The 25,515-nt window shown below is 38.8% G+C and carries 34 protein-coding genes and 1 pseudogene; 22 read left to right on the top strand and 13 right to left on the bottom strand.

Annotation, left to right across the window (positions count from 1 at the left end; translation table 11 throughout):
• Positions 1-4: 4 nt before the first annotated feature.
• Together CAPGI0001_RS07375 and CAPGI0001_RS07370 are read right to left on the bottom strand one after the other, a co-directional pair.
• The gene (locus CAPGI0001_RS07375) at positions 5-1,084 is read right to left on the bottom strand and encodes a mannose-1-phosphate guanylyltransferase (protein ID WP_002668296.1); all 1,080 of its coding nucleotides are present in this window, start codon (positions 1,082-1,084) and stop codon (positions 5-7) included.
• Between the two features lie 68 nt (positions 1,085-1,152).
• Entirely contained in the window at positions 1,153-2,016 is an 864-nt protein-coding gene (locus CAPGI0001_RS07370) for a ComEA family DNA-binding protein (RefSeq protein WP_050769236.1), read from the bottom strand.
• A gap of 130 nt (positions 2,017-2,146) precedes the next feature.
• Here CAPGI0001_RS07370 and prmA point away from each other — a divergent pair, with 130 nt between their 5' ends.
• Together prmA and ribD are read left to right on the top strand one after the other, a co-directional pair.
• On the top strand, positions 2,147-2,977 hold the full coding sequence (gene prmA / locus CAPGI0001_RS07365) for a 50S ribosomal protein L11 methyltransferase (RefSeq protein WP_002668217.1): 831 nt from the start codon (positions 2,147-2,149) through the stop codon (positions 2,975-2,977).
• A gap of 1 nt (position 2,978) precedes the next feature.
• Positions 2,979-4,022, top strand: coding sequence for a bifunctional diaminohydroxyphosphoribosylaminopyrimidine deaminase/5-amino-6-(5-phosphoribosylamino)uracil reductase RibD (gene ribD, locus CAPGI0001_RS07360; RefSeq protein ID WP_002668176.1), 1,044 nt, complete (start codon positions 2,979-2,981; stop codon positions 4,020-4,022).
• Here the strand turns inward: ribD and CAPGI0001_RS07355 are convergent.
• From CAPGI0001_RS07355 to CAPGI0001_RS07330, 6 genes are read right to left on the bottom strand one after another with little or no spacing between them, the layout of a single operon-like run.
• Complete coding sequence (locus tag CAPGI0001_RS07355; protein WP_002668417.1) at positions 3,990-4,595, bottom strand: aminotransferase class IV; 606 nt, start codon at positions 4,593-4,595, stop codon at positions 3,990-3,992. The two genes, ribD and CAPGI0001_RS07355, sit on opposite strands and share 33 nt — an antisense overlap.
• Positions 4,596-4,597: 2 nt before the next feature.
• Positions 4,598-5,548, bottom strand: coding sequence for an aminodeoxychorismate synthase component I (locus CAPGI0001_RS07350; RefSeq protein ID WP_002668133.1), 951 nt, complete (start codon positions 5,546-5,548; stop codon positions 4,598-4,600).
• Positions 5,548-6,672 carry a nucleoid-associated protein gene (locus CAPGI0001_RS07345; RefSeq protein ID WP_002667955.1) on the bottom strand — a complete coding sequence of 375 codons (1,125 nt, stop codon included), beginning with the start codon at positions 6,670-6,672 and terminating at the stop codon, positions 5,548-5,550. Before CAPGI0001_RS07345 ends, CAPGI0001_RS07350 begins: the two co-directional genes overlap by 1 nt.
• 40 nt (positions 6,673-6,712) lie before the next feature.
• On the bottom strand, positions 6,713-7,345 hold the full coding sequence (locus CAPGI0001_RS07340) for a rhomboid family intramembrane serine protease (protein WP_002668420.1): 633 nt from the start codon (positions 7,343-7,345) through the stop codon (positions 6,713-6,715).
• Between the two features lie 7 nt (positions 7,346-7,352).
• Positions 7,353-7,868: an IS1096 element passenger TnpR family protein gene (locus CAPGI0001_RS07335; protein ID WP_002668236.1), complete on the bottom strand. Its 516-nt coding sequence runs from the start codon at positions 7,866-7,868 to the stop codon at positions 7,353-7,355.
• A gap of 12 nt (positions 7,869-7,880) precedes the next feature.
• A complete protein-coding gene (locus tag CAPGI0001_RS07330) occupies positions 7,881-9,659 on the bottom strand; it encodes an AMP-dependent synthetase/ligase (RefSeq protein ID WP_002668078.1) in 1,779 nt (592 codons plus the stop codon).
• Positions 9,660-9,926: 267 nt separating this feature from the next.
• Here CAPGI0001_RS07330 and dnaB point away from each other — a divergent pair, with 267 nt between their 5' ends.
• The gene (gene dnaB, locus CAPGI0001_RS07325; RefSeq protein WP_002668547.1) at positions 9,927-11,483 is read left to right on the top strand and encodes a replicative DNA helicase; all 1,557 of its coding nucleotides are present in this window, start codon (positions 9,927-9,929) and stop codon (positions 11,481-11,483) included.
• A 6-nt stretch (positions 11,484-11,489) separates the two neighbouring features.
• Here the strand turns inward: dnaB and CAPGI0001_RS07320 are convergent, their stop codons facing one another.
• Positions 11,490-12,029 carry an isochorismatase family protein gene (locus CAPGI0001_RS07320; RefSeq protein ID WP_002668418.1) on the bottom strand — a complete coding sequence of 180 codons (540 nt, stop codon included), beginning with the start codon at positions 12,027-12,029 and terminating at the stop codon, positions 11,490-11,492.
• Positions 12,030-12,187: 158 nt separating this feature from the next.
• On the opposite strand from CAPGI0001_RS07320, the gene CAPGI0001_RS07315 reads away from it, so the two are divergent.
• The 6 genes from CAPGI0001_RS07315 to CAPGI0001_RS07290 all read left to right on the top strand — a co-directional run bounded on the left by CAPGI0001_RS07315 (position 12,188) and on the right by CAPGI0001_RS07290 (position 16,498).
• A complete protein-coding gene (locus CAPGI0001_RS07315; RefSeq protein WP_002668235.1) occupies positions 12,188-12,475 on the top strand; it encodes a hypothetical protein in 288 nt (95 codons plus the stop codon).
• 7 nt (positions 12,476-12,482) lie between these two features.
• Positions 12,483-12,794, top strand: coding sequence for a cell division protein ZapA (locus CAPGI0001_RS07310; protein WP_002668129.1), 312 nt, complete (start codon positions 12,483-12,485; stop codon positions 12,792-12,794).
• 170 nt (positions 12,795-12,964) lie between these two features.
• A complete protein-coding gene (rny, locus tag CAPGI0001_RS07305; RefSeq protein ID WP_002668242.1) occupies positions 12,965-14,539 on the top strand; it encodes a ribonuclease Y in 1,575 nt (524 codons plus the stop codon).
• Between the two features lie 149 nt (positions 14,540-14,688).
• Entirely contained in the window at positions 14,689-15,078 is a 390-nt protein-coding gene (locus CAPGI0001_RS07300) for a DUF4296 domain-containing protein (RefSeq protein ID WP_002668368.1), read from the top strand.
• A gap of 5 nt (positions 15,079-15,083) precedes the next feature.
• On the top strand, positions 15,084-15,743 hold the full coding sequence (locus tag CAPGI0001_RS07295; protein ID WP_002668461.1) for a DUF4271 domain-containing protein: 660 nt from the start codon (positions 15,084-15,086) through the stop codon (positions 15,741-15,743).
• Between the two features lie 11 nt (positions 15,744-15,754).
• Positions 15,755-16,498, top strand: coding sequence for a uroporphyrinogen-III synthase (locus CAPGI0001_RS07290; RefSeq protein ID WP_002668241.1), 744 nt, complete (start codon positions 15,755-15,757; stop codon positions 16,496-16,498).
• A gap of 50 nt (positions 16,499-16,548) precedes the next feature.
• Here the strand turns inward: CAPGI0001_RS07290 and CAPGI0001_RS07285 are convergent, their stop codons facing one another.
• On the bottom strand, positions 16,549-16,908 hold the full coding sequence (locus CAPGI0001_RS07285) for a YraN family protein (protein WP_002668180.1): 360 nt from the start codon (positions 16,906-16,908) through the stop codon (positions 16,549-16,551).
• 31 nt (positions 16,909-16,939) lie between these two features.
• Here CAPGI0001_RS07285 and CAPGI0001_RS07280 point away from each other — a divergent pair, with 31 nt between their 5' ends.
• Complete coding sequence (locus tag CAPGI0001_RS07280; RefSeq protein ID WP_002667969.1) at positions 16,940-17,377, top strand: nucleoside deaminase; 438 nt, start codon at positions 16,940-16,942, stop codon at positions 17,375-17,377.
• Here the strand turns inward: CAPGI0001_RS07280 and CAPGI0001_RS07275 are convergent.
• A complete protein-coding gene (locus CAPGI0001_RS07275; RefSeq protein WP_002668071.1) occupies positions 17,374-18,327 on the bottom strand; it encodes a PhoH family protein in 954 nt (317 codons plus the stop codon). The genes CAPGI0001_RS07280 and CAPGI0001_RS07275 overlap by 4 nt on opposite strands.
• 127 nt (positions 18,328-18,454) lie before the next feature.
• Between CAPGI0001_RS07275 and CAPGI0001_RS07270 the strand changes: the two genes are divergently transcribed.
• The 12 genes and pseudogenes from CAPGI0001_RS07270 to CAPGI0001_RS07230 all read left to right on the top strand — a co-directional run bounded on the left by CAPGI0001_RS07270 (position 18,455) and on the right by CAPGI0001_RS07230 (position 24,343).
• On the top strand, positions 18,455-19,150 hold the full coding sequence (locus CAPGI0001_RS07270; protein WP_002668422.1) for a hypothetical protein: 696 nt from the start codon (positions 18,455-18,457) through the stop codon (positions 19,148-19,150).
• A 40-nt stretch (positions 19,151-19,190) separates the two neighbouring features.
• Positions 19,191-19,355: a KilA-N domain-containing protein gene (locus CAPGI0001_RS13440; protein WP_282632031.1), complete on the top strand. Its 165-nt coding sequence runs from the start codon at positions 19,191-19,193 to the stop codon at positions 19,353-19,355.
• Between the two features lie 131 nt (positions 19,356-19,486).
• Positions 19,487-19,558: pseudogene (locus CAPGI0001_RS13520) on the top strand (hypothetical protein); the annotation flags it as partial.
• Between the two features lie 93 nt (positions 19,559-19,651).
• A complete protein-coding gene (locus CAPGI0001_RS13355; RefSeq protein WP_248601308.1) occupies positions 19,652-20,080 on the top strand; it encodes a hypothetical protein in 429 nt (142 codons plus the stop codon).
• 24 nt (positions 20,081-20,104) lie between these two features.
• Positions 20,105-20,821, top strand: coding sequence for a hypothetical protein (locus CAPGI0001_RS07260; protein ID WP_002668065.1), 717 nt, complete (start codon positions 20,105-20,107; stop codon positions 20,819-20,821).
• Between the two features lie 50 nt (positions 20,822-20,871).
• A complete protein-coding gene (locus CAPGI0001_RS12950; protein ID WP_002668590.1) occupies positions 20,872-21,039 on the top strand; it encodes a hypothetical protein in 168 nt (55 codons plus the stop codon).
• A gap of 82 nt (positions 21,040-21,121) precedes the next feature.
• Positions 21,122-21,469, top strand: a complete 348-nt coding sequence (locus CAPGI0001_RS07255) for a hypothetical protein (protein ID WP_040359909.1) — start codon at positions 21,122-21,124, stop codon at positions 21,467-21,469.
• 1 nt (position 21,470) lies between these two features.
• On the top strand, positions 21,471-22,229 hold the full coding sequence (locus tag CAPGI0001_RS07250; protein ID WP_002668228.1) for a hypothetical protein: 759 nt from the start codon (positions 21,471-21,473) through the stop codon (positions 22,227-22,229).
• 23 nt (positions 22,230-22,252) lie between these two features.
• Positions 22,253-22,588 carry a hypothetical protein gene (locus CAPGI0001_RS07245; RefSeq protein WP_002668091.1) on the top strand — a complete coding sequence of 112 codons (336 nt, stop codon included), beginning with the start codon at positions 22,253-22,255 and terminating at the stop codon, positions 22,586-22,588.
• Positions 22,589-22,830: 242 nt separating this feature from the next.
• A complete protein-coding gene (locus CAPGI0001_RS13500; protein WP_211205498.1) occupies positions 22,831-23,001 on the top strand; it encodes a succinylglutamate-semialdehyde dehydrogenase in 171 nt (56 codons plus the stop codon).
• The gene (locus tag CAPGI0001_RS07235; protein WP_002668297.1) at positions 22,998-23,219 is read left to right on the top strand and encodes a hypothetical protein; all 222 of its coding nucleotides are present in this window, start codon (positions 22,998-23,000) and stop codon (positions 23,217-23,219) included. The genes CAPGI0001_RS13500 and CAPGI0001_RS07235 overlap by 4 nt, the downstream gene beginning before the upstream one ends.
• A 44-nt stretch (positions 23,220-23,263) precedes the next feature.
• Positions 23,264-24,343 (top strand): DUF3810 domain-containing protein, encoded by a 1,080-nt coding sequence (locus CAPGI0001_RS07230; RefSeq protein WP_002668168.1) that lies wholly within the window; start codon positions 23,264-23,266, stop codon positions 24,341-24,343.
• A gap of 45 nt (positions 24,344-24,388) precedes the next feature.
• Here the strand turns inward: CAPGI0001_RS07230 and CAPGI0001_RS07225 are convergent, their stop codons facing one another.
• Both CAPGI0001_RS07225 and CAPGI0001_RS07220 read right to left on the bottom strand, forming a co-directional pair.
• Positions 24,389-25,003 (bottom strand): deoxynucleoside kinase, encoded by a 615-nt coding sequence (locus CAPGI0001_RS07225; RefSeq protein WP_002668258.1) that lies wholly within the window; start codon positions 25,001-25,003, stop codon positions 24,389-24,391.
• 1 nt (position 25,004) lies between these two features.
• Positions 25,005-25,493 carry an Lrp/AsnC family transcriptional regulator gene (locus CAPGI0001_RS07220; RefSeq protein WP_002668093.1) on the bottom strand — a complete coding sequence of 163 codons (489 nt, stop codon included), beginning with the start codon at positions 25,491-25,493 and terminating at the stop codon, positions 25,005-25,007.
• Positions 25,494-25,515 lie beyond the last annotated feature (22 nt).

Here is a 25,515-nt window from a genome sequence, read left to right as displayed (position 1 = left end):
GCCATCAGGAGAGATTGCTGCCGAATTTCTCTTTGACTTCTCCTAAGAGTTCCTTGATACTTTGTTCTTTTTCTTTAGGGTAGATCATCAGTACCGAAGCTGTATCCACTATGATATAGTGCTCTATTCCATCTACAATCACTACCTTGTTGGTATCGGTACGAATGATATTGTCAGAAGCGTTTTTGAATAGGGTCAGGGCATTAACTACAGCGTTGTTATTGGAATCTTTAGCCAATTTCTCATGAAGAGAACCCCAAGTACCCAAGTCATTCCAGTCGAACCCTACTGGATATACATAGATATTGTCCGAGGGTTCCATAATAGCATAGTCCACCGATGTGTTTTCTGCTTTTCCATAATTATTCTTGATAAACTCCCATTCTTCAGAGGTGTTGTAAGTGGCTTCTCCTGCTTGGAAGAGCGCAAACATCTGAGGTTGGTATTTCTCAAAGGCTTTTAATACACTCTGGGTGTGCCAAATAAAGATACCTGCGTTCCAGAGGTAATTCCCTTCGGAAAGAAATTGTTTTGCTCGCTCATAGTCAGGCTTTTCGGTGAATTGGAGTACCTTTTTGCTTTGCTGTGGATCTGTTTTGTCGTACTGTATATAGCCATAACCGGTATTAGGGAAAGTAGGCTTGATGCCTAAGGTCATCAGGATATCCTGTTTTTCACATAGAGCAAAACAATCTTTTACATTCTCTTGAAATTCTTCTTCTTGTTCTATCCAATGGTCTGAAGGAGCTACAATGAAAACCGCATTGGGATTGCGTTTCTGGATTTTCATAGTAGCATAGAGGATACAGGGTGCTGTATTGCGCATGGAGGGCTCCAAGACTAAGTTCTCATCCGAGATACCTGAGAGTTGTGTCTTGACCAAGTTTTTATAAATCTCATTGGTGGAAATAAGAATATTTTCCTTAGGGATAAAATTGGCCAATCGCTGGTAAGTACGCTGCAAAAGGGTTTGTCCTGTACCCAACATGTCGTGAAATTGCTTAGGGAAAGCCCAAGTACTTACAGGCCAAAAACGAGAGCCAATACCCCCTGCCATGATGATGGCATAATGGTTCTTATTCATAGGTGAGTTTTTTGTGAAAATAAAGTGCAAAAGTACAATATATTATGCAATTAACCAAAGAAAAGCCCTTATTTCTCCACTTTTAGGTACCAGCTAAGTTGTTCTATCTTTTCAGGGGAGTATCCTAAAGCTTGCAATTCCTCCAATGATTGTATGTTTCCTTTTTCTGAGCGGAAGATCAAGAGGGCTTCAGCTTCTTTATAACCTAAGTAGGGTATCTTAGCCAATTCTCTTTTGGAGGCTTGGTTCAGATCAAGTTTGGTAATCTGTGCAAGAGTGAGTAGGTCAAAGTATTTCCATACTTCTTTGATGACTTCCTCAGAAAGACCATATACCTCGTTCAATTGTTTCTTATGAGAGAAACCTCCTAAGCGCTCCCGGTACTTTATGATACGTTCAGAGAGTTTTTCTCCAATTCCTCGTATGGGCAATAGGTCTTCGGCGGTAGCAGTATTGAGATCTTTCTTGATGATTTTTTCGGGGGATTTGCTTTGATAGGAATCGTTCATTTTTTTTCGATTTACCCAGTCGGGAAATTTGAACAGAGGGGCTATGACAGTCAAAAGGGAGTCGGATACTTTGGTAACCTTTTGGAACTCTTTCGCGGAGTTAACATACTTTCCTCCTTCTCTAAAGGCTTGTAGCCGAGCATGTTCTTCTTTGGAAAGCCCTAAGAGATAGGCTTTGTAGTCAGAGATAAAGTTGGGGTTAAAGGGGCTTAAAGTATATTTTTGGGCTTGTTCTTGGGATTTTAGGCTATCTATCCGCTCTTGAAAGCTCAAGAGCTGTGCTTGAGAAAAAGCTGTGGTATGTGTAGGTATATTTATTACAAAATAAGCTACTTGCAATAGTGTACAACAGAGAACTAAGCCTAAAATGCCTCGCTTTTGCCCTCTTGTCCAAAACCGGTAGCCTGATGTATATTTTTTCATGGGTAGGGTGACGCTGTAAAAGATATACAAATGTACGATTTTTATAGTAGAAAAACAAGAAAAATATTTGGTGGTTATTGTGATTCTTCCTATATTTGCACCTACCATTAATCATTAATCATTATAATAGATGAATTATATAGAATACGATTTTACAGTTTCTCCTACAGAGATGGGGGCTGAAATCCTTACAGCAGAACTTGCCGAAGTAGGCTTTGATAGTTTTGTAGATACTCCTACGGGGCTCAAAGCTTACATCTCCAAAGACCTTTGGAGGGAAGATATTCTGGAGGATATTTATCTGTTGAGCAATCCAGAATTTACCATCTCTTACCAAGTGACTGAGATAGAGCAGGTCAATTGGAATGAGGAGTGGGAAAAGAATTTTTCTCCTATTGTAGTAGAGAATCTCTGTACAGTACGGGCTAATTTTCACCCAAAACCTTCTACTCCCTATGATATTGTGATTACTCCAAAAATGAGTTTCGGCACTGGGCATCATGAGACTACTTATATGATGCTTCAGCAGCTTATTCCTCTATCTCTCCAGGAGGTTAAGGTCTTGGATATGGGCTGTGGCACGGGGATTTTGGCTATTATGGCAGCCCTACGAGGGGCTCATGATATTACAGCTATAGATATAGACCCTTGGTGTGTGGAGAATGCTACAGAGAATGTCCAGCAGAACAATTGTGATTTTATCACTGTAAAGCAAGGAGAGGTCTCAGCTATTGCTGGAGAGAAATACAACCTTATATTGGCCAATATCAATCGTAATATCCTGCTCTCGGATATTCCTGCTTATGCCCAGTCATTGCTGCCTCAGGGGGTGCTTTTAGTCAGTGGCTTCTATCTGGAGGATTTGCCAGCTATTCAGGAGTGTAGTCAGGCGGCAGGACTTCATTATATAAGTCATATAGAGAGAAATAACTGGGTATCTGCCAAATTTCAGCGCATATAATATGACTATAGACCAGAGATACATGCAGCGTTGCTTATCCTTGGCGGGCAAGGCTTTGGGTTATACTTATCCTAATCCTTTGGTGGGCAGTGTGATTGTCCACCAGGGTAAGATTATAGGGGAGGGATGGCATACCAAGGCGGGGGAACCTCATGCTGAGGTCAATGCTATTGCTTCGGTCAAGGATTCAAGTCTGCTTAAGGAAAGTGTTTTGTATGTCAACTTGGAACCTTGTGCGCATTTTGGGAAAACACCCCCTTGTGCAGATCTGATTATAGAAAAGGAAATCCCTAAGGTTGTCATCGGCTGTATGGATATTTTTTCTAAGGTGGCAGGCAAGGGTATTGAGCGTCTGCAGAAGGCTGGTCGTGAGGTGGTTGTAGGGGTCTTGGAAAATGAATGTCAAGCACTGAACACTCGTTTTTTTACTTTTCACTCTAAGGGACGCCCTTATATTATTCTCAAGTGGGCACAGACACGTAATGGTCTTATAGCGCCTTTACACCAAGAGCAGCAGGCTCCTGTATGGATCTCTAATGAATTCTCTCAGCAACTAACTCACCTGTGGCGTGCCGAAGAAGGTGCTATTTTAGTGGGGAGAACTACAGTGGAGAGGGACAATCCTTCTCTTACAGTACGACATTGGGTAGGGAAAAATCCTTTAAGGTTGGTTATAGAGGGAGAGCACTCCTTACTTGATACCTTCAATGTTTTTCAGGGGGAACCTACAGTGGTTTTTTCCTCTAAACAGTCTCCTAATACCGAACATGTATCTTATCAGACTCTTTCTTCTGATCTTTCTATGCCAAATGAGGTGTGTAATTATTTGTATGATAGACAAATACAGAGCCTCATTGTAGAAGGAGGGGCGCAAGTACTCCAGCAGTTCATAAGTGAGGGGCTATGGGACGAAGCTCGTATTTTCGTAGGAAAGTCCCAGTTCTCTGAAGGGATTAAGGCACCTCTGTTGCACGAGCCATGGGAATCAGTACATAATGTAGAGGGAGATTATTTATTCATCTATAAAAATCCGATTCAGGGGTAAGCATAATTCTCCTAAATCAATCATGGCATTGATAAGTCCTATATGGGTAAAGGAGGGAATATCAGTAGCATGAATAATCCGTTCTTTTATTTTTCTTTCGCTTAATAAGCGTTGTCTACAGGTGCCATTCAGCAGAAAGGTCGTAGGGGTAACCCATTCTGTACCATCAAAGAAAACGAGATTGGCATAGCTGCTATCGGTCACTAAGCCATTCTTGACAAAGATCACCTCATCTGTTTTGGCTTCTTTCTTTAGCTGAAGTAGGGCTTCTCTATGGGCATACTTATAGCTATATTCTACATCATCTGCACTTACACAGCTTATGGACTCAATAGGGGTTATCTGGTAAGGAAGTATCTCTATCATATAGTTGTGGCTACTATATACAAAGCGAATTTTATAGATTCCTTCCACTGGAAGTTCTTGTTCTTTTAGGATAGTTGTCAAAGGGAATACCTTTTCTTTTGGGAAAAAATGTGAAAAGGTATCTCCTAAGCGTTTTTCATGCCACTTCAGATGACAGATTTCTCCATTTAGAAGTTTAAGAGTTTCGATAAACTTATTTTCTTCCATTCTTAGTTAGGAATGTATATTTTTTCTAATATTTCCTTATATTCACTCTCTGGCTTACTCTGTACAGTGATGCCTGCTCCACTTTTGTAGTAAAATTTCTCTCCTATATGTTCGATAAAGCGAATCAGTACACAAGTATCCAAGGTCTTTCCATCGAATACGCCTGCAATACCTGTATAGAATCCTCTGTCATAGGTTTCTGCCTCAGCGATGATTTTCATAGTGCTCTCTCTGGGTGCCCCACAGATGGAGCCTGCGGGAAGGAGCTTGCTAAGGAGGGTGCCTAATTGTGCTTGCCAATTATTGGGGAGGGTACCTATGATCTCTGAGCTGGTTTGCAGTAGGTCTCCAGTGGATTTTTCGATTACATCTACATAGCGGAATCGGCTTACATGTATATCCGAGGCCACTTGTGCTAAGTCCATAGAAAGGAGTGCGACAACTTTTTTGTGTTCGTCTATCTCCTTAGGGTTGTTCAGCAACAATGCTTCTGCATCGGGCAGAGTAGCGCTGATGGTACCCTTCATTGGGTAGGTTTTTATATGGTTATCTTCTATTTTTACAAAAATCTCTGGGGAAAAGCATACCCATTCATCTTTGTAAAGTATCTTGTACTTAGCTTTGGCTTTTTGGTATACCTCTTCTAAGGAAACGGGTGATATTTCCGTGGCAAGGGTTAGGTTGATTAGCTCCGTATCTCCTTTTTCCAAGTGGGCATGTACCTTTTGGAAAGATTTTTCAAAAACTTCGTAGGGAACAGGGTGTTTTTCTATAGTGATAGGTGCCTCTGTTGGGGCTGTCTTCTCTGAGAAAGAAAAACGAACAGATTCGGGTAGGTCTGTAAGGGGGAATACATGCCCGTGAGTTCCTTGATAATTGATTGTAAAAAAACAAGGAGTGTGTTTGGCTCCTAATTCATTGAGCTTTTCTGCCCATGTAGGAAGTGTTTTCATTAGCTTTTCTTTTCTTCATTAAAATAAATAAGATAGTAGAACATACCACGTTCTTCATCCCAACCTTTTTCGACAAATTTCTCTGCGGATTCTGGGTTGATGAAGTCCATACGTATCTGTATATTGGTGTCTAAGTCAATGATATTCTTGATTTTCTTACGCATGTCCGATACGGCTTTGTTCACAATAGGAAAGGAGGAGACATCCTCTATATAGTATTTCTTTCCCTTGGTTTCTTTGAAGTTGTGGAACTCTGGGATCAGATCCATATAACCCTGTTTGGGGCTTTGGTCTTCGTCGTCCTCATGGGCAGCATATTCTTTCTTGAATACTTTGTCTCCCAATACTTCGTTGAGGAAGTGGGTTTCCTCGAACTCGTCATTCTTAGCAAAGTGATTCACAGCTCGGTTCATGAATAGGATTTCTTCTTGCTTGCCTTCAGCAGGGAGAACAACTTCCTTGGCGAAGTCCTGACACATCTTTAGGTATTTCTTGGTGAAGAAGGCATCATCGGCAAGAGCATCGATTCCTAAGAACTGTTCAGTCCAGTATTTGGTATCATAGCGGTTGCTATCTACCGAGAGGATCTTATAGCCTTCTTCTTCGTTGACATTGAAAATCAGGCATCCTTTGTCTAACTTATTGACATTCACTCCTTCTTCCAAGAGAATGTCTAATTGGTTTTGCCCTTGTTCGAACTGTAGAAAGTTCTGTTTCATCTCGGACTTGAAGATACCAATGGCTTCTACCTTGGTATTGTCAAGGGTGATGTGTGTCAGGTAGGCTACATATAGCTCTCCAGACTTGATATGAGGGTGGTTGGACTGTTCATATAGTAGCTGGGCAATTCGTAACGAATGGGTGTGTATAGTCGAAGGGTTTTCGAAAATCTCTGTAACTATGGCAAACATCTCATTGAACTCCAGTGAGGTGTCGTTCACAAAGCGCATAAAGTTTTCTTCCTTCTCTCTGAAGGGTTTTAAGAAATATTCCTTGAGCACACTGGTTATCTGGTCATCAAGGGCATAGGGTTGCTGGGAGAGAAATAGGTTTTCTCCCTTTTGCATATTTCCTACCTGATGAATCGAAAGAGATTCTATCTGGGTATTAAAGAGTTCTAACATAGTGAATGATTGATTAAGATGGGGGCAAAGGTATAAAAAATTATTTTTTTAGCAATCGGTATCCCATATAGGCTAAAGGGAGCGCCATAATCCCCAAGTAGAGCGCATTCTCAACTATGAATAAGGGCTTCAACAAAGCTATAACGGAAATCCCAAAGATGGCACCCCCTAAGTGGGCAGCATGTCCTACATTGTCCCCCATACGAGGATCAAGCATCCGGTATACCGAATAACCAAAATAGATCGTCCCAAAGAGCCAACCTGGAATAAAATTGACTCTCAGGTGTGGCATAAGTGCTATGGAAGCAAAGATAATTCCAGAAACTCCTCCAGATGCCCCAATAGCCGAATAATAAGGCTGATGCCTATAGATATATAGACAAAAAAGATTACCGAAAACAATGGCTCCTATATAGATAAGCATAAAGACATCTACTCCCATTCCTACAAGAATAACCTTATGAAAGAAGAATAGAGATATCATATTGAATATCAAGTGTTCCCAACCGGCATGTAAGAAGCCTGCCGAGAGTAGGCGTATGTAGTCTCCACCTTTTACGGCTTTGACATTGAACATATAGCGCCTAAAGAAAGCCTCATGGGTAAAGCCATAATAACTGATTCCTATAGTGACTATAAGAATACCAAAAAAAACTACGTCAGTAAGGGGCATTGGCTACTTAGGAATAAAATTCATCATCATTGTAACCATGATATTCGTCAAATTCATCTTGGTCAAATTCGAAATCATTGAACTCTGAGTCGAACTCATTGAAGTCTTCAGCTACAAAATTCTTCTCAGGGGCATCTTCTGGGACAAAACCATGGGTAGTTAGTATATGTGGATAGCTTACCCCTTCTTGTTCATGGCCTATTTCTTTCAGATCGACAAAGAAAGTCCACATATTGTAGAAGTCATATACATAGAGGAAGTGTCGGTTATCTTCGTCCATAACGGATTCCAGAATGGTATCGGCCATCACTGGGGTATCTCCTTCGGTATCAAAAAGGCTATATTCTTCTCCTTGGTTCCAGTCCTCATCGCTCTTGTAGAAGGAAGCCATTTCCTCTCCATTGAACCCGAAGGATTTGGATATACATTGGTGAAAGTCTTCTAAGTTGATATGGCTTTCTACTTCTATATCACGGAATACATCCGTATCTACATCCAAAATAACTCTAAATCGGTATATCATAATCAGTATTTTCTAAGATTCTTTATTGTAAAATGTATTGTACATATCTTTGTATTTCTCAAGGATAATACGGCGCTTGAGCTTTAGGGTAGGGGTGAGGTGGCCTCCATCAATACTCCACTCATCTGGGGTGAGGTCGAAGGCCTTGATTTGCTCCCATTTTCCTAATTTTTTATTGATGCGTTCTACTTCTTGTGTTATGCGTTCTCGTACGCGCTCGTCTTTTACAAGAGCTTCATTGCTAAGGGTTTGTTTGTCTCCATGGCGCTTGAGCCACTCGCGAACGAAGGCAAAATTGACCTGTAGGAAGGCTGCGGGCATTTTCTCACCTTCTCCTACGACCATCGCTTGTTCTATGAAGCGGGATTGCTTGAGCTTGTTCTCTATATATTGGGGGGCAATGTACTTACCTCCTGAGGTCTTGAACATTTCTTTCTTACGGTCGGTGATCGTAAGGAAGCCTTCCTTGTCCAAAAAGCCTATATCTCCGGTGTGGAAGAATCCATCTTCATCTATGGCATTGTGGGTCTGCTCTTCGTTCTTATAATATCCCAGCATGATGTTGCTTCCTTTGCAGAGGATTTCTCCATCTTCGGCTATTTTTACTTCGATATGGTCAATAGGCTTGCCTATGGTACCTATCTTCCACAAGTGTCCCTTTTTACAATTCACTGAGATTACAGGCGAGGTCTCCGTAAGACCATATCCTTCCCAGATAGGAATACCTGCAGCAGAAAATACACGTACCAAGCGTGGCTGCAGGGCAGCACTTCCACAGATCATCTGTAGCTGACCGCCTAAAGCTTTTTTCCATTTGGAGAATATGAGTTTACGTGCGATTTTTAACTTCAGCGAATACCACCATCCTTTTTGGTTATAGGGCTCGTATTGGTAGCCTAATCGCAATGCCCAGAAGAATAGGCTCTTAGCTATTCCAGAGAGGGCAACTCCTTTGCTGTAGATACTATCATATACTTTCTCAACTACACGAGGAACTACCGTGATTAGGCGGGGCTTTACTTCACCAATATTTACAGCTACTTTTTCAAAGGATTCGGCAAAGTAGAGGCGTATGCCATTATACTGATATAGGTAGGTGAGCATACGCTCAAAGACATGGCATACAGGCAAGAAGCTAAGACAGATATCTCCCGATTTTACAGGAACTCGCTCGTGGCAGTTCTTGATATTACTAATAATATTATCATGGGAGAGCATTACTCCCTTGGGCTTACCTGTAGTCCCTGAGGTATAGATGATGGTTGCCATATCTGTTGGCTGAATCTGTTCCTTGAGAGAATCTACCTGAGCTTGATTGGTATTATCCTCTCCTAAGGAAAGAATTTCCCTCCATCCTCTGGCGCCTTCTACCGCATCAAAGGTGAATACTTCTTCCAAAGTGGCTATTTCTGAAACTATACTACTTACTTTCTCAAACAGCTCTTTGTCCGATGCAAAGCAATATTTTACCTCAGCATGGTTCAGGATATATATGTAATCTTCCTTGGGGATAGTTGGGTATATAGGAACATTGTGGGCGCCTATTTGCATGATAGCCATATCTAAAATATGCCACTCTGTACGGTTATTAGAGGTAACCATGGCTATCTTGTCATGGGGCTGTACTCCTAAGCGCAATAAGGCTCTACTTACTTGGTTGATCTTCTTTACATATTCTTCAGAAGAAATAGGAGTCCATGTATTGTTATATTTAGTGACTAAAGCATTCTCAATAGGATATTTCTCTAACTGATAATAGGGAATATCGAACAAGCGAGTGACTTCTCTCATGTGTTTTTTCAGATATAGATTACCAACTGCAAAGGTATGAAAATTATTAAAAACAACAAACTATCTGTCGGGAAGTTTTTGCAGAAATAATTTTTTGAACGATTTTTGCTATAATTCTATTTTGATAATCAATAGGTAAGCAAACTTTTACACAATACTCACGGATTTGTTGAAAACTAAAAGGGAAAAGATTGAGAAAATGCGTGTATTTTTGCCAAAAGAAAAAAGGAAACTGTCCTTTTTTGTAATTGATTAATTATTAAAGATATGGAAAATATTTCTCCTCAACCTATGGAGGTCGTAACCTCTTCTCGTACCATTCCAACCCTCGAAAGGGGGAAAATTCCGCCTCAGGACCTGGAGCTGGAAGAGGTGGTGCTTGGGGGAATGCTTATAGAAAAACGAGGAGTCGATGAGGTGATAGATATTCTCTCCGACGAGGCTTTCTATTCACCAGCTCACCAGAAGATCTATGCGGCTATCTATAAGTTGTTCAAGGATTCTCAACCGATAGATTTGATGACTGTTAAGGATCAGCTCCTCAAGGATGGTACGCTCAAGGAAATAGGAGGGGGGGGATATTTGGTATATCTTACCGAAAGGGTCTCCTCTTCGGCTAATATTGAGTTTCATGCCCGTATCCTTATCCAGAAATATATCCAACGTAGACTTATCAAAATGTCCAATGAGATTATCGAAGAGGCTTATGATGAGGAAACGGATGTCTTTGACTTGCTCGATAGCGCCGAGGGAAAGCTCTTTTCTATCACTCAGGGAAATATTACTCGTACTTCAGAGTCTGCCAAGGAATTGGTCATTAAGGCACGTAAGAAAATAGAGGAACTCCATAACCGAAAGGAGGAGTTCAGTGGGATTCCTTCAGGATTTACCAAGGTGGACGAGCTCACAGCGGGTTGGCAACCTACGGATCTTATCATCGTGGCAGCTCGTCCTGCTATGGGAAAAACAGCTTTTACCCTTAGTATGGCACGTAATATCGCTGTCAATAGCAAGATTCCAGTGGCTTTCTTCTCCTTGGAGATGTCTTCTATACAGCTTATTACCAGGCTTATTGCTTCTGAAACAGGGATAAGCTCTGATAAGCTCCGTACAGGAAAACTCAATGTGGAGGACTTCGAACGCCTCAATACCAAGACTCAGGAACTCTTAGAAGCTCCTTTGTATATCGACGATACGCCTTCACTTTCTATCTTTGACCTCCGTGCCAAGGCGCGCCGTATGGTATCTAAGTATGGGGTTAAGATTATCTTTATTGACTACCTTCAACTAATGACGGCCAATACGACCAACAAGGGGGCAGGGAATCGTGAACAAGAGATCTCAACCATCTCTCGTAACCTCAAGGCGCTGGCAAAAGAATTGAATTTGCCCGTGATAGCGCTCTCTCAACTTTCGCGTAATGTCGAGAGTAGGCCAGGACATAAGCGCCCTCAGCTCTCTGACCTTCGTGAGTCTGGAGCGATTGAGCAAGATGCGGATATCGTTACGTTTCTCTATAGACCAAGCTATTATAACTTAGAAACATGGGATGATAGCGCACAGACTCCTACGGAAAACCAAGCCGAATTTATTGTTGCTAAGCACCGTAATGGTGGCTTAGACAATATTCGCCTGCAGTTTGTCAATGGGGTCTTTAGCAATCTCAAAAACCTTTTGTATGCTGAGGAACAGACCGACCAGGTACAATCCTTCTCTTCTAAATATAATAATCAGGAAGAGGAAGCTTCTTCTACAGGACTCCCTAAGGGAAATCCTAACAATGCTTTCGGCTCAGGAAGTGATATTCCTGATGTACCTTTCTAAAGGATTTTATTTGATAAGTTTCGCTATATCTCGGAACTTCTCGTGCTTAGCAGTTCTCAAAAGTGAAAATAAGGCTCCCTCTACACAGGTGAGCCTTCCTTGTGCTTGTTCTATCATCTGAAGTCCTATTTGTTTGTTTTCCAGAGTACGTGAGGAGACTGCATCACAAGGGACAAAAACTTCATAACCTGCTTGAATCAAATCCTCTGTGGTTTGCCAGATACAGATATGGGTCTCTATTCCTATTAGTAGGACTTGCTTGCGCTGGTGACTTTGGATTTTTTGCGCAATTTCTTCAGTGGCATAGGCTGAAAAAGTACATTTTTCCATAGGGGACAGTCCACTGAGGCATTCGGCAATTTCTGGAGTGGTCTGTCCTAATTTCTCCGGAGTCTGTTCTACCCAAGTGATAGGGATTTCTAAGTGCCTAATACCTTTGATAAGGGCACTTGCTTTCGATAGGACAGTTTCACTCTGGTATACAATCTGGGATAACTTGCCCTGAAAGTCAAGTATAACTAATTGAGTATCATTGATTGATAACATAATTTTGAATTTGTGTTTTTGATAGTACAAAGATATTAAAAAATCATAAATGTTGATTAAAAAAATTAATGAAATAAAATTTTTACAAATAGTTGCTTATAACTCCAAAAAGTATTACCTTTGCAACCAAAAAGTAAGGGGTTTTTCTCTATAGAATTATGGAAGAATGGATACAAAAAATAGAATTATTACTTCCTCAAGTGCAGCTATATGTACGTTCTTTAGAAGAAAAAAATAGTATGCTATTAGGGCAAGTTGAAGCTCTTACTCATATGCTTGACAAGGCTCAAAGTGAAAAACAAGCCTATGAACAAAAGTATGAAGCCCTAAAGGTAACCCAAGCTCTTTTAGGCAGTGATGAAAAAAGAACGGAAGCCAAACTCAAAATAAATAGCCTTATTCGCGAAATAGAACAATGTATTGTCCAACTTTCTCAAGATAAGTGACCCAATAATGAGTGAAAAATTACGCATATCCTTAAAAATAGCCGATAGGGTATATCCTTTGAAGATTTTTCCTGAACAAGAGGAAGCCTATCGTAAGGCTACGCAAAGGATCAATGAGCAGATTAGGTTTTTTGAGCAAAACTTTCCAGTGAAGGACAGACAAGATTCCTTAGCTATGTGTGCTATTTCTTTAGCCATGCCTCTCTCTCATGAAGGCTTGACTGAAGAATACCAAACAGAAGAAAATATTGAAAAATTAAAAAATATATATCAAACACTGACAGAACTAAGTAATAAAGATTACTGCCTGCAAGAATAGTTTTTTTGGTAAACTCAACAGAAAATAATTCAGAAGGGTGAGTCAAGCCACCAAAGCGTGCCGTCTTCACTTGGCGGATACTTGAAGGGCTTGGTAGCTCTAAATATGCTTTTAGGAGTTTATTCATATGATTTCTTCTTGCAGGCTTTTTGTATAATTATTTTATTTTTATGGAAATAACAACATTAGTAGTAGGTGCCATTATTGGAGTATTCATAGGGGGTATTTTGGTGTGGTTTGTCCTGAAGAAAAAACAAGAAAAATATGCTTTCAAGGTAGTGAAAGATGCTCAAGAAGAATCACAGAATATCCTTAAGCAGGCTAAAGTAGAGGCTGAAAATATTAAAAAAGAAAAAATCTACCAAGCTAAAGAAAAATTCTTGGAACTTAAGTCTGAACATGAAAAACTGATTCTTTCTAAAGAAAAGAAAATATCTGAAGCAGAAAAGCGTATTAAGGATAAAGAATCTCAAGTATCCAATGAACTGGCTCAAACTAAAAAACTCAATGAAGAGCTTGAACAGAAAAATCAAGAGTGCGCTCATCGTATGTCTTTGGTAGATAAAAAACAGGAAGAGGTAGACAGGCTGCACAAGAGTCAGGTGAAACAGTTGGAGGTAATATCTGGACTAACTGCCGAAGAAGCTAAATCTCAATTGGTAGACTCTCTCAAGAATGAGGCTAAGACCGATGCTATGGCTTATATCCAGACAACTATCGAGGAGGCCAAGCTTACTGCCCGTCAGGAGGCCAGAAAGATTATTATCAATACTATACAACGAATAGGTACGGAAGAGGCTATTGATAACTGTGTATCTGTATTCAATCTTGAATCAGATGATGTAAAAGGACGTATCATCGGTCGTGAAGGACGCAATATACGTGCTTTGGAGGCTGCCACTGGAGTGGAAATTATTGTAGATGATACTCCCGAAGCTATTATCCTTTCTTGCTTCGATTCCGTACGTAGGGAGATTGCACGCCTCTCTCTTCATAAGCTCGTGACTGATGGGCGTATCCATCCCGCTCGTATTGAAGAAGTCGTAGAAAAAACAACTAAACAGGTAGAAGATGAAATTGCTGAAATAGGTAAGCGCACCATTATTGATTTAGGAATACATGGCTTGCACCCCGAACTTATCAAAGCGGTAGGGCGTATGAAGTATCGTTCGTCTTACGGACAAAATCTCTTGCAACACTCTCGTGAGGTGGCTCGCTTGTGTGGACTCATGGCTGCCGAATTAGGACTTAATGTCAAATTGGCTAAGCGCGCAGGGCTTCTTCATGATATAGGTAAGGTTCCCGAAACAGATACTGAAACTCCTCACGCTCTCTTGGGTATGGAGTGGGCTCAAAAATATGGGGAAAAACCTGAAGTGTGCAATGCTATAGGGGCTCACCATGATGAGATTGAGATGACTTCTCTGCTTTCTCCTATTGTACAAGTATGTGATGCAATCTCAGGAGCAAGACCAGGAGCACGAAGACAAGTGCTTGATTCTTATATCCAGCGCCTTAAAGAATTGGAAGATACCGCTTTCTCTTTCCAAGGGGTTAAAAAAGCTTATGCAATTCAGGCGGGTCGTGAACTGCGTGTGATTGTCGAAAGTGAAAAGGTATCCGATGAAAAAGCAGCGGAACTCTCCTTCAATCTCTCTCAGAAAATACAAACGGATATGACTTATCCTGGTCAGGTAAAAGTTACCGTTATCCGTGAAACAAGAGCTGTGAATATCGCTAAATAATGAGAAATTTATATAAAAGATAGTAGTAATTAGAAAGAAGTTAAGGTTTTTCTTTGCTTCTTTCTTTTACTTTATAGATTTTTATCCTGAATTGTTTTGCTGGTTTAAAATAAATATTGTAATTTTGCCCCGTTAATCAAAAAGAGAAAGTGAAATATTGCTATCTGAATATCCTTTTTTTGTGCTTGATAGCTTGTTCTCAAGTAGTTACTCCCCCGAAGAAACTCTTATCGGAAGAGGAGATGGAAGCTGTGTTCTATGATCTGGCCTTGCTCAATGCGGCCAAAAGCATAGACGCTACTTTCTATGAGCAGAGCGGTATACTCACCTCAACGATGTTGTATAAAAAATATGGGGTAGATAGCTTACAATTGGCAGAAAATATTTCTTATTATTCCTCCGACCCCCAGAAGTGTAATAAGATACTCTCCGCCGTGAGTATGCGACTGAATAAGGAGGATAGCCTATTGCAAAAACAGCTGACACCTCCTCAGCCACCCTCCCCTCAGGAGGAATTGCCCTCTGATACTTTAAAATAAGATGTATGAAGTGGATCCCTGTCTCTTTTGAAAATAAGGATTGGATATCTTTCCTATTTGTAACAATCTTAGCTCTTTTGGCTTTTATAAAGACATATCATGTCTTTCGATTCAAGGAGTTTCTGAATCTATTGGTCAATAATAAGTATATTATTATATTCAATAAAAAGGAAAGAAGTGGCGTACTCTTTACCTTTTTGTTATTACTGGTACAAGGAGGGATACTTAGTGTAGCGATTTGGCTATTGTTAGAATTTTTTGCTATAAAAATTTCTTTTTATAATATACCTCAGCAGTATCTGGTGATGTTGGGAGTGGGACTTTTTATATTCTTGAAATTTATCTTTCAGCGATTCGTAAGTTATGTGTTTGATTTTGACACTTTCTCTCGTTCCTTCCTGTTCATTCGCTTAAGCTATTCTAATTATGCCGCTTTTGTTTTGGTATTTTTACTTTTTTTGAATATATATGCCACTGGAAATAATATATATCTCTTGGCTTTTTCATTAGTAATATTTTTGTATATACAAATTCTTGGAGTCATTTCATTTGCCAAGCTATATAAAAATGAAATAAAACAATATTGGTATTATTTTATTTTGTACCTTTGCACCTTTGAAATAGCACCTTATGTTTTTGTTAATTATTTGATTATATCTCAATAAATAAAGATTTTATGAAAGTTAAAACAATCTTGGTTTCTCAACCTGAACAATCAGAAAATTCACCTTATCATCAGATTATAGAGAAATACAAAGTAAAAATTGATTTTCGTCCTTTTACTGAAGTACAAGGGGTAACAGGAAAAGATTTGAGAGCGCAAAAGATTGAACTTCAACAACATACGGCTATTATTCTCACCAGCAGGAATGCCGTAGATCACTTCTTTAGAGTAGCCGAGGAAATGCGCTTTAAAGTGCCTGACACTATGCGCTATTTCTGTCTCTCTGAAGCGGTAGCTTTCTATCTGCAAAAGTATATAACTTATAGAAAGCGAAAGATTTATGTAGGAAAGAAGGATTTTGCGGATCTTATTCCTTTCCTTAAAAAGCATAAGGAAGAAAAATTTTTCTTCCCAACCTCTGAGCTCTTGAGCCCTGCCATAGAAAAGTCATTGAATGATCTGAAAATTAATTGGAAGCGGGGAATCTTGTTTAAGACAGCTCATGCCGATATTACCGACCTAAAGGATGTAAAATACGATGTTATCGCTTTCTTTAGTCCAGCAGGGGTCGAGTCCCTCTTCCAGAATTTTTCTGACTTCAAGCAGGGAACTACTCGAGTGGCTGTCTTTGGGGCTTCTACTCTTAAAACAGCTGAGGAGGCGGGCTTGCGAATTGATATTCAAGCACCTCTGCCTGAGACTCCTTCTATGACCATGGCTCTCGAAAAATATTTAGAGAAAGTAAACAAACGATAAAAAAGAAAAACTACTCTTTTGAAGTAGTTTTTTCTTTATAAATCAATCACTTAAAAGGGATAGAAGGCGTCTTCTATATGTTCTAAGTGATACTCGGCATTGTTTTTTACAATAGAGATGATGTCAAACCTTACTTCCATATCTAAGTCATTGATCTTGATATAGTGATTGGTGGCTTTGGCCAATAGCTGTATCTTATGGGGGTTGACAAAGGAATAGGGCTCTCCGAAATAGGCTGATTTTCTTGCCTTTACCTCTATAATCACAAGAATATTATCCTTTTTAGCGATGATATCTATCTCGGCACTCTGCCAATAGAAGTTCCGTGCTAAGATTTCATAACCTGAGTTTTTGAGGTAGTTGGTGGCTTCCTCTTCGGCTTCTTTGCCAAAATCATTATGTTCTGCCATAGTTTATTTTGTTTTTAATAAATAGATTTTTATGATATTATCGGATACTTACTTCATGCAAAAGGCCTTACAAGAGGCTCAAATTGCCTTTGAACAAGGGGAAGTGCCTGTGGGGGCTGTTATTACTATCGGGGAGCGAATTATTGCTAAGGCTCATAATCTTACCGAAAAACTTACTGATGTCACTGCTCATGCCGAGATGCAAGCCATTACAGCTGCAAGTGAGTATTTAGGGGGTAAGTATCTGATGGATTGTACTTTATATGTAACCTTGGAACCCTGTGTCATGTGTGCAGGGGCGCTCTATTGGAGTCAAATAGGCAAGGTGGTCTATGGAGCTACGGATTCCAAGCGGGGTTACCATCTTTTTGGTAATTTGCTACACCCCAAGACTCAGGTAGTACAGGGAGTGTTGGAAGAGCCTTGTAGCCAGATAGTTAAGGATTTCTTCCTTCAAAGGCGTCTCTAATCTTCTTCCTTCTCAGCACGGCTATAGGCATTGATGATTTCCTTGACCAAGGGGTGGCGTACTACATCTTTATCATCCAAGAATAAGGTGCCTATCCCTTTGATTCCTTTTATGATATGTAGGGCTTCACTCAGTCCACTGTTTACCTTCTTAGGGAGGTCTACCTGTCCAGGGTCTCCTGTGATGATGAACTTGGCATTGCGTCCCATACGAGTGAGAAACATCTTCATCTGTACATAGGTGGTATTCTGTGCCTCGTCCAAGATTACAAAAGCATTGTCCAAGGTACGCCCTCGCATGAAGGCTAAGGGAGCTATCTGAATGGTGCCATTCTCTATGAAGTTATTGAGCTTGTCGATAGGAATTATATCCATCAGGGCATCATAGAGGGGTTGCATATAGGGGTCAAGCTTGTCCTTGAGGTCTCCCGGAAGGAAGCCCAAGTTCTCTCCTGCCTCTACTGCAGGGCGTGTGAGGATAATACGCCTGACTTGCTTGTCTTTCAGCGCTCTTACCGCAAGGGCTACACTTGTATAGGTTTTACCTGTACCTGCAGGACCTATGGCAAAAACCATGTCGTTTTTCCCAATGAGCTCCAATAATTTTTGCTGATTAGGGGTCTGGGCACGGATGATCTTCCCTTTTACTCCATGAACAATGAAGTCTTTGTCCAAAAGGGTAGAGGGTAACAAAGTGCCATGATCAGAGGTGAGTATACGCTCAATCACATTTCTATCCAAGTGATTGTATTTTTCCAAATGTAGAGTAAGCTGTTCTACACGTCTCTCAAACTCATCTAAGATGGCTTCTTCTCCGAAGATGTGAATCTCATTACCACGAGCTACAATTTTTATTTTTGGGAAATAGCTCCTAAGTAGTTCGATATTACTGTTCTGTTCTCCATAGAACGACTGTGGATTTACTTCTAATAAAAGGGTTCTCTGGTTCAAATCTTACTTTTTTGGCAAAAGTACGTATTTTTTTGAATTGTGAGTAAATAAAGTGTAAAATCCTTTTTTATGTCAAAATAAATTCTTTTCTTTGTCATGTGGAAAGATTATTCAAAATGAAAACCTTATGAAACACTTACTTATTTTATTCTTCCTCCTTACGACCAATGCCTTTGCGCAAACTCCTCTTGGAGATTATGCCGTAGTAAAAGACAAAGACGGCTATGTAAACATTCGCGCCAAAGAAAATGTAAAAAGCAAAATTGTAGGTACTTTGCCTAACAATACACTTGTGTATGGTTTCTTTGATAAAGAATTTAACCCTACTAACTGGATTGAAGTTGATAAAGGGTATGTGCATCAAAGTCGCTTGAAAAAAATATTTGACTTTCGTGCTATAGAAGGAAAAGTGCAAGGCAATAGTCTCGTCTTTGATGATAAGGACGTAAAAGTAACCATTACCAAACAGAAGTTCGACAAAACCAAGCACAAGATTACTAAGAAAGGCCAGGGAAGTTATGAACAATTAATCATTGATGGTAAAGAAATAATATATGGAGAATCCGGTTCACTAACTCAAGACCATTACAAAAGTATTACTGTAACTATGAAAGGTAAGAACGTACCTATCCCTAAAAGTGCTTATGATGATTTGCATGGAATTTTATATGACAGATATTTAAACAGATTTATATATTACGATGAGGAAGCTGAAGCACTTTATATTTATGCAGTTAATGGCGAAGCTGGTTTAGCTTACCAAGTGTGCTGGCAAATAGTAAAAGGCGAGTACATAACCCGTATCATCGGAGAACAACTATAGGACAACCACTTTAATGATGTAACTAAAAATTACCAAATATATGACACCAACAAATAATAAACTTAAAGTACAAGATGTTGAAATATCTTTAGCTACAATAGACAATCAGGACTATATTTCATTAACAGATATGGCTAAAGGTAAAAATGATGAAGCAAGAGCTGCTGATATAATAAAAAACTGGATAAGAAATAGAAGTCATTAGAATTTTTAGGTACTTGGGAAATACTTTATAACCCTAATTTTAAAGTGGTCGAATTCGACCACTTTAAAAAAGAAGCAGGATTGCCAACATTTACTATTAGCGTTTCAAATTGAGTAGAGAGTACAAATGCTATTGGAATTTTATCACGAAAAGGAAAATACGGAGGAACTTATGCCCATAAAGATATTGCTTTTGAATTTGGAGCAGCTATAAGTCCTGTTTTTAAACTATATCTGATAAAAGAATATCAACGTCTCAAAGAGTTAGAGAGCAATCAGTACAATTTGGAATGGAATGTGAAAAGGATTTTAAGCAAGGCTAACTATCATATCCATACCGATGCTGTTAAAAACTATATACTTCCTACTCTTTCTGAGCTAAAAGAGGCTTTTGTATATGCTGATGAAGCCGATTTGCTAAATCTCGCTATGTTTGGCTGTACGGCTAAACAATGGAAAATAGCTAATCCTGAAAGAGCATTAAAGGGTGAAAATATAAGGGACATCGCCAGTATTAATGAATTAGCTATACTCAGCAATATAGAGAGTCTTAATGCTTCTCTGATTAAACACAATATTGCCAAAGAAGAACGTTTTAAAATTTTAGTAGAAACCATCAAAGAACAACGTGCTGTTTTAGACAAAGTAGATTATCTGAAATCTATTAAAAAACTTTCAAACGATACTTATATAAGTATGGAAAGCAACAAACAACTTGATAAATAGCTTGTTATCAATTACTTTTTTAATATGAAACACTTACTTATTTTATTCTTCCTCCTTACGACCAATGCCTTTGCGCAAGGGCCTTTTGGATATTATGCCGTAGTAAAAGACAAAGACGGCTATGTGAACATTCGCGCTAAAGAAAGCGTAAAAAGCAAAATTGTAGGCACTTTGCCTAATAATACACTTGTGTATGGTTTATTTGATACTACACAAGATGAAACTGGTGAAGAGATATTTTTTAATTGGATTGCTGTAGATAAAGGCTATGTGCATAAAAGTCGCCTAAAGATGATAGGCGAATTTCCTTCTATTGGCAAAGGTAAAGAGCAAGGCAATAGTATCACTATTGCTGGTAAAGGCATTAGTGTAACTATTACTACCCAAAAGTTTGATAAAACCAAACACAAGATTACTAAGAAAAAACATAAAGAGTATAGTGAGTATATTATTGATGGAAAGAGAGCTCAAGGGTTAGATGGAGGTTTGTTTTTACCTGAAAACCATTACAAGAGTATCACTGTAACTATCAATGGCAAAAACGTACCAATCCCTAAAAGTGCCTATGATGATTTGTATGAAGTATGGGTACATCCGTATAATAATATGGTATATTATGATAAGGAAGACGATGTACTCTATATCTTTGTTCGCTGTGGTGATGGCGCTTTTTCTTATGAAGTATGTTGGCAAATAGTAAAAGGTGAGTATAAAACCCGTATTATAGGACAACCTTTCTAGTCTCACAGAATTTGCTAATCTGCTAATTTTCTAATTTGCTAATTAACACTATGAATATACAAAATCTTTTTAAAATAGCGTGGCGAGCCCTTTTGCCTAACAAAACAAGGGCTATGCTTATGATGCTGGGCATCATCATTGGGGTGGGCTCAGTGATAACAATGCTTACCATTGGCGAGGGCTCTGGTGTGAATACTGAATATTTGTCCATACGCTAATGGAGTATAGCTGAGGGGAGTATGTTTGGTGAAGATGAGATTACTAATTTTGCCAAATAGGTAATTAAAATAATAAGAACTGATGAAAATAAGTTTACAAAATAGAGAATTTAGGCTATGGAAGTTTTCCATTAGTCATTCTATGTTGTTGATTAGGAGTTGTAAGAACGCGTTTTTTTCTAATAACATAGACCTTTATTTTGCTGATGTAAAACTCATAAAATTTCATCAGTTTTTTCGAGCAGAGGCACTTACTTCGTATATAGCTGATGAGGATATGGATATTTTAGAAGATTGTAACAAAGCGAATATTCCTTTTAACGAAGACCAAATTTTTGTTTTTAGAGGAGAACAGCAAAAATGTTATATTATTGCTTCTACTTTTCAAATGGAAGAAAACACAAATGAATTAATGGAAGTATCATTTTGATATGGGAAAACAAGTACACTTTATTCCTTTCGATATAGAAGATAAATTTCCTTTTCGGTTGGAGTTTATTGAAAAGACAGTTTTCAAAAATACCTATTTTCAGATAACTTACTTAAAGTTTAAGGGGTGTATAAATACCCCTGATGAGCAACAATTATTGAGCTACTTTATAGAAAAGAATTTAGATGAAAACGCTAAAGCTGTATGTCGCATTTTAGATTTTACAGAATTGATTTTCAATACTATTCCTAATATAAGAGAGGAAGTGATTATCTCACTTCAAAAAGTATTTTCCAATCCTTTTACAAGCAAACTGGATGCTATCAATTTTTTGATAGAAAAGAACATCAAAAAGTTTCCCAATGCCTCATATAAGCATTATGAGCAATTGCCTAAAATGGAAAAATTAGAACGAGATAGCCAGCTAAGCAAAGTAACAATAGAAACATTGCTATCTGAAAATGATACTATTGGAATGCTTAAGCTCATAGGTATTTATCCTTATAAAGGAAGTTTAGAGGCTAATTATATTCAGAACAACATAGATATATTTGTAGAACTGACTCCTATACAAGCACTTATAGTAGATGTTACCGATTTCAGTTTAGAATATGATTGGGATAACGATTTGTGTGACCTAAAACCTACCCATCCTAAATATGAGCATATACCCATTTATTATTTGGATAAAGAAAAGCGTGATTTTATGTCAGAACACAATAATATTATTTTCAATCTAAATGAAATTAATGGATTATAAGAATTTTGAAAAGAATTACAGAAATGAATACTATAACAGACCTCACAGCTATCTGTGCCATACTTAAAGAATTCAAAGTGGATAGTGTTCTTCTGACTCAGTATACTCCTACATTTAGGAGAGTAGTGCTATACCTTACAGAAAAGGACACAACAGCAACTTTATATCTTATAGTTATAGGAAGTAAATATATACAAGGAAATTTCAGCTGGCACAATCCTTCTTTTGAGATTACCTATAATGAAATAACCCAAGAATATCTTATTGAAGATAAGGCAAATGGGTTTTGTCTTATCTGTGATGGAGGAGTTATACTTGTAGAGAGTACTAAAGGAAGTAGTTTTGAAATTATACAATGAAACAATGTATTTGTAACCAATTAGCTGATATTGTAGAGGGGGAATCAATCAAAAACTTTCAAGGTAAAATAGCTTATAAAGAGATAGCTTTTTATCCTACACAATGGGTTACCCTTTATAAATGTGAATGTTGCCATACATTTTGGAAAGAAGCCTATAAAGCAACAGGACACGGAGAAGTGCCATTTCTTACGAAAATAACTTTACCTCCCTATGCTACTGCAGAAGACCTGCAAAAATGTATGGTTATTGTTAGAGAAATATTAGATAGCAAAGCTATTACTATTAATGAGGAACACTGTCAAGCCTTGGCTTTAGAAGTTATGGGTATTTCTTATGCCAAAGGAGGTGACTATTCCCCTGAAATTATCAAGAGTTTTGCCGAAGGTTATTTGAAAATAGTTGAAATATGAAATTACAAGCAACTCTATACATTCCTCAAGATAAGGAAGATTTTCATATAGATATTTATGATGAACAAGCCCCTGACTATCAAATAGCAGAAATATTCAGAAAAGGTGATAAAACGATTATTGATATATACAACAATCCTAATGATACCCATAAAGAATTGGATTTGAAAGAATTTATTGAGGTACTTTCAAAGTGTTATAATAAATTGAAAATGTGATTATTACAAAGTTTTGATACAGTAACGAATAACTTTATCTCTTTATGTTACAGATGAAAAAGAAAACTACAATATATGGAAAGCTCCTATATATAACAGTATTTGTAGCACTGTATGGGCTTTTCCGTTTTCAGGCAGAACTTACCGAACAATGGTATAGTACAGGAATTTATCCCTATATAGGAAGGACAGTACGTTTTTTGTTAGGTTGGATTCCCTTTTCTGTAGGAGATATTCTATATACAGTACTTCCCTTGGGAGCTATCCTCTATATAATCAAGTATTTTGGAAAGATACGTAAGGCACCTCTTCGATTTCTTAAAAAGGTAGGGGAGAGTCTTGTTCTGGTAGTGAGTTTGTTTTATTTTCTATGGGGATTCAACTATTATAGGCAACCCCTATCGGTGCAGTTGGGTTGGGATTTTTCCTATACCGAATCAGAGTTGGAAGCAGTTACCAAGAGGCTTATCATAGAAGCTAATACCTTACATAAACAATTGTCCACTGCTGACACACAAGCGGTGCAAATGCCTTTCGCCCCCAGAGAAGTCTATGAGAAAATACCTCAGGGCTATAGCAAGCTTTCTGATAAGTTCCCGAGATTCGCCCTATACACCCTTAGTGTCAAATCCTCTTTATATAGCAAGGCGCTTACCTATATGGGGTATAGTGGTTACCTGAATCCCTTCACAGGAGAAGCTCAGGTCAATGATTTGGCTACTCATTATAGTTTCCCTGTGACAGCAGCACATGAGGTTGCCCATCAACTGGGATATGCCTCCGAAAAGGAAGCTAATTTTATAGGCTTTTTGGCCATTTACCATCACAGGGAACCTTACTTCAAGTATAGTGCAACACTTTTTGCTCTACGCTATGTGCTCAAGGAGGTCAGGCAGTTGTCGCCTGAGCGGCACAAGGAGTATACACAGCAGTTACGTGCTGGGGTCTTACAGAACTATACAGAAGCTTTTGAGTTTTGGAGCCAATATGAGAATCCTATGGAAGAGGTGTTCAAGAATAGTTATGATACCTTTCTCAAGGCCAATGCCCAAGAGGGAGGAATACAGAATTATGATTATGTGACAGGTATGCTGATCTACTACCTCACTCATATAGATAAGTGAAAAAGGACTGCCTATCTCAGGGCAATCCTTTTTCTTATCAATTTCTCAGAAAAGTCCATGTATCGAAGTATCTATACGCTGGATTACTTCTCCTAAATCTTCTGGATTCTTTACGAAATCCATATTATCGACCTCTACAATGAGGAGTTTTCCCCTATCATAGCTACGTATCCAGTCTTCATAGCGCTGGTTGAGCCTATTTAGGTACTCTATGGAGATACTATTCTCATATTCGCGACCTCTTTTTTGGATTTGATTCACTAAGTTAGCAATAGAACTCCTCAGGTAAATGAGCAAGTCAGGTGGCTGAATGAAACTTTCCATAAGTTCGAAGAGCGAACGATAATTACAGAAATCCCTTTCTGTCATGAGCCCCATTGCATGCAGGTTGGGCGCAAAAATGTAAGCATCCTCATAGATGGTCCTATCTTGGATAAAGTTCTTTTTGCTTTGACGAATATCCACAATTTGGCGAAAGCGACTATTGAGGAAAAATACCTGCAGGTTGAAACTCCATCGCTCCATATTGGCATAGAAATCATCCAGATAGGGATTGTCGGACACATCTTCGTAATGTGCTTCCCACTTATAATGCTTGGCAAGAAGCCCTGTTAGGGTGGTTTTCCCCGCCCCTATATTTCCAGCAATAGCAAAGTGCATCTTAGTTCTCCTTATTTTCTTCGTCCAATATACACTTGATCATAGAGGTATTCTTAATGCTTTGGATAGTGAAAGCACTTTGAATATTGGAGATAATATCCAATTTCGAGATCTTGTGAACCACAAAGTTCTGATAGTCTTTCATATCCTTAAGAATAAGCTTGAGCAAAAAGTCATAAGGACCAGCCATGTAATAGGCCTCCTGTACTTCGTCCAAATTGCGAACATATTGTTCAAACTCCTCAAAGAGTGTCTCCTGATGGCGTACAAGCTTCACTTGGCAATAGGCTACCAAGGTCTTCCCTAAGGCATCGGGATTGACTACAGCTACATAATTTTGGATTACATTCAGCGCTTCCAATTTCTTGATACGCTCATGTACTGGGGTGATAGAAAGATTCACTTTCTTAGCGAGCTCCTTGACGGATTGCTTGCTATCACGTTGTAATTCATCTAATAGAATTAAGTCGATTTGGTCAAATGAAATCATATATTTTGTGTATTTGTGTGCA

The organism is Capnocytophaga gingivalis ATCC 33624 (assembly GCF_000174755.1).
GTDB lineage: Bacteria > Bacteroidota > Bacteroidia > Flavobacteriales > Flavobacteriaceae > Capnocytophaga > Capnocytophaga gingivalis.
The sequence above is the reverse complement of the archived record's forward strand: the minus strand, read 5'-3'. Positions and strand labels throughout refer to the sequence as shown.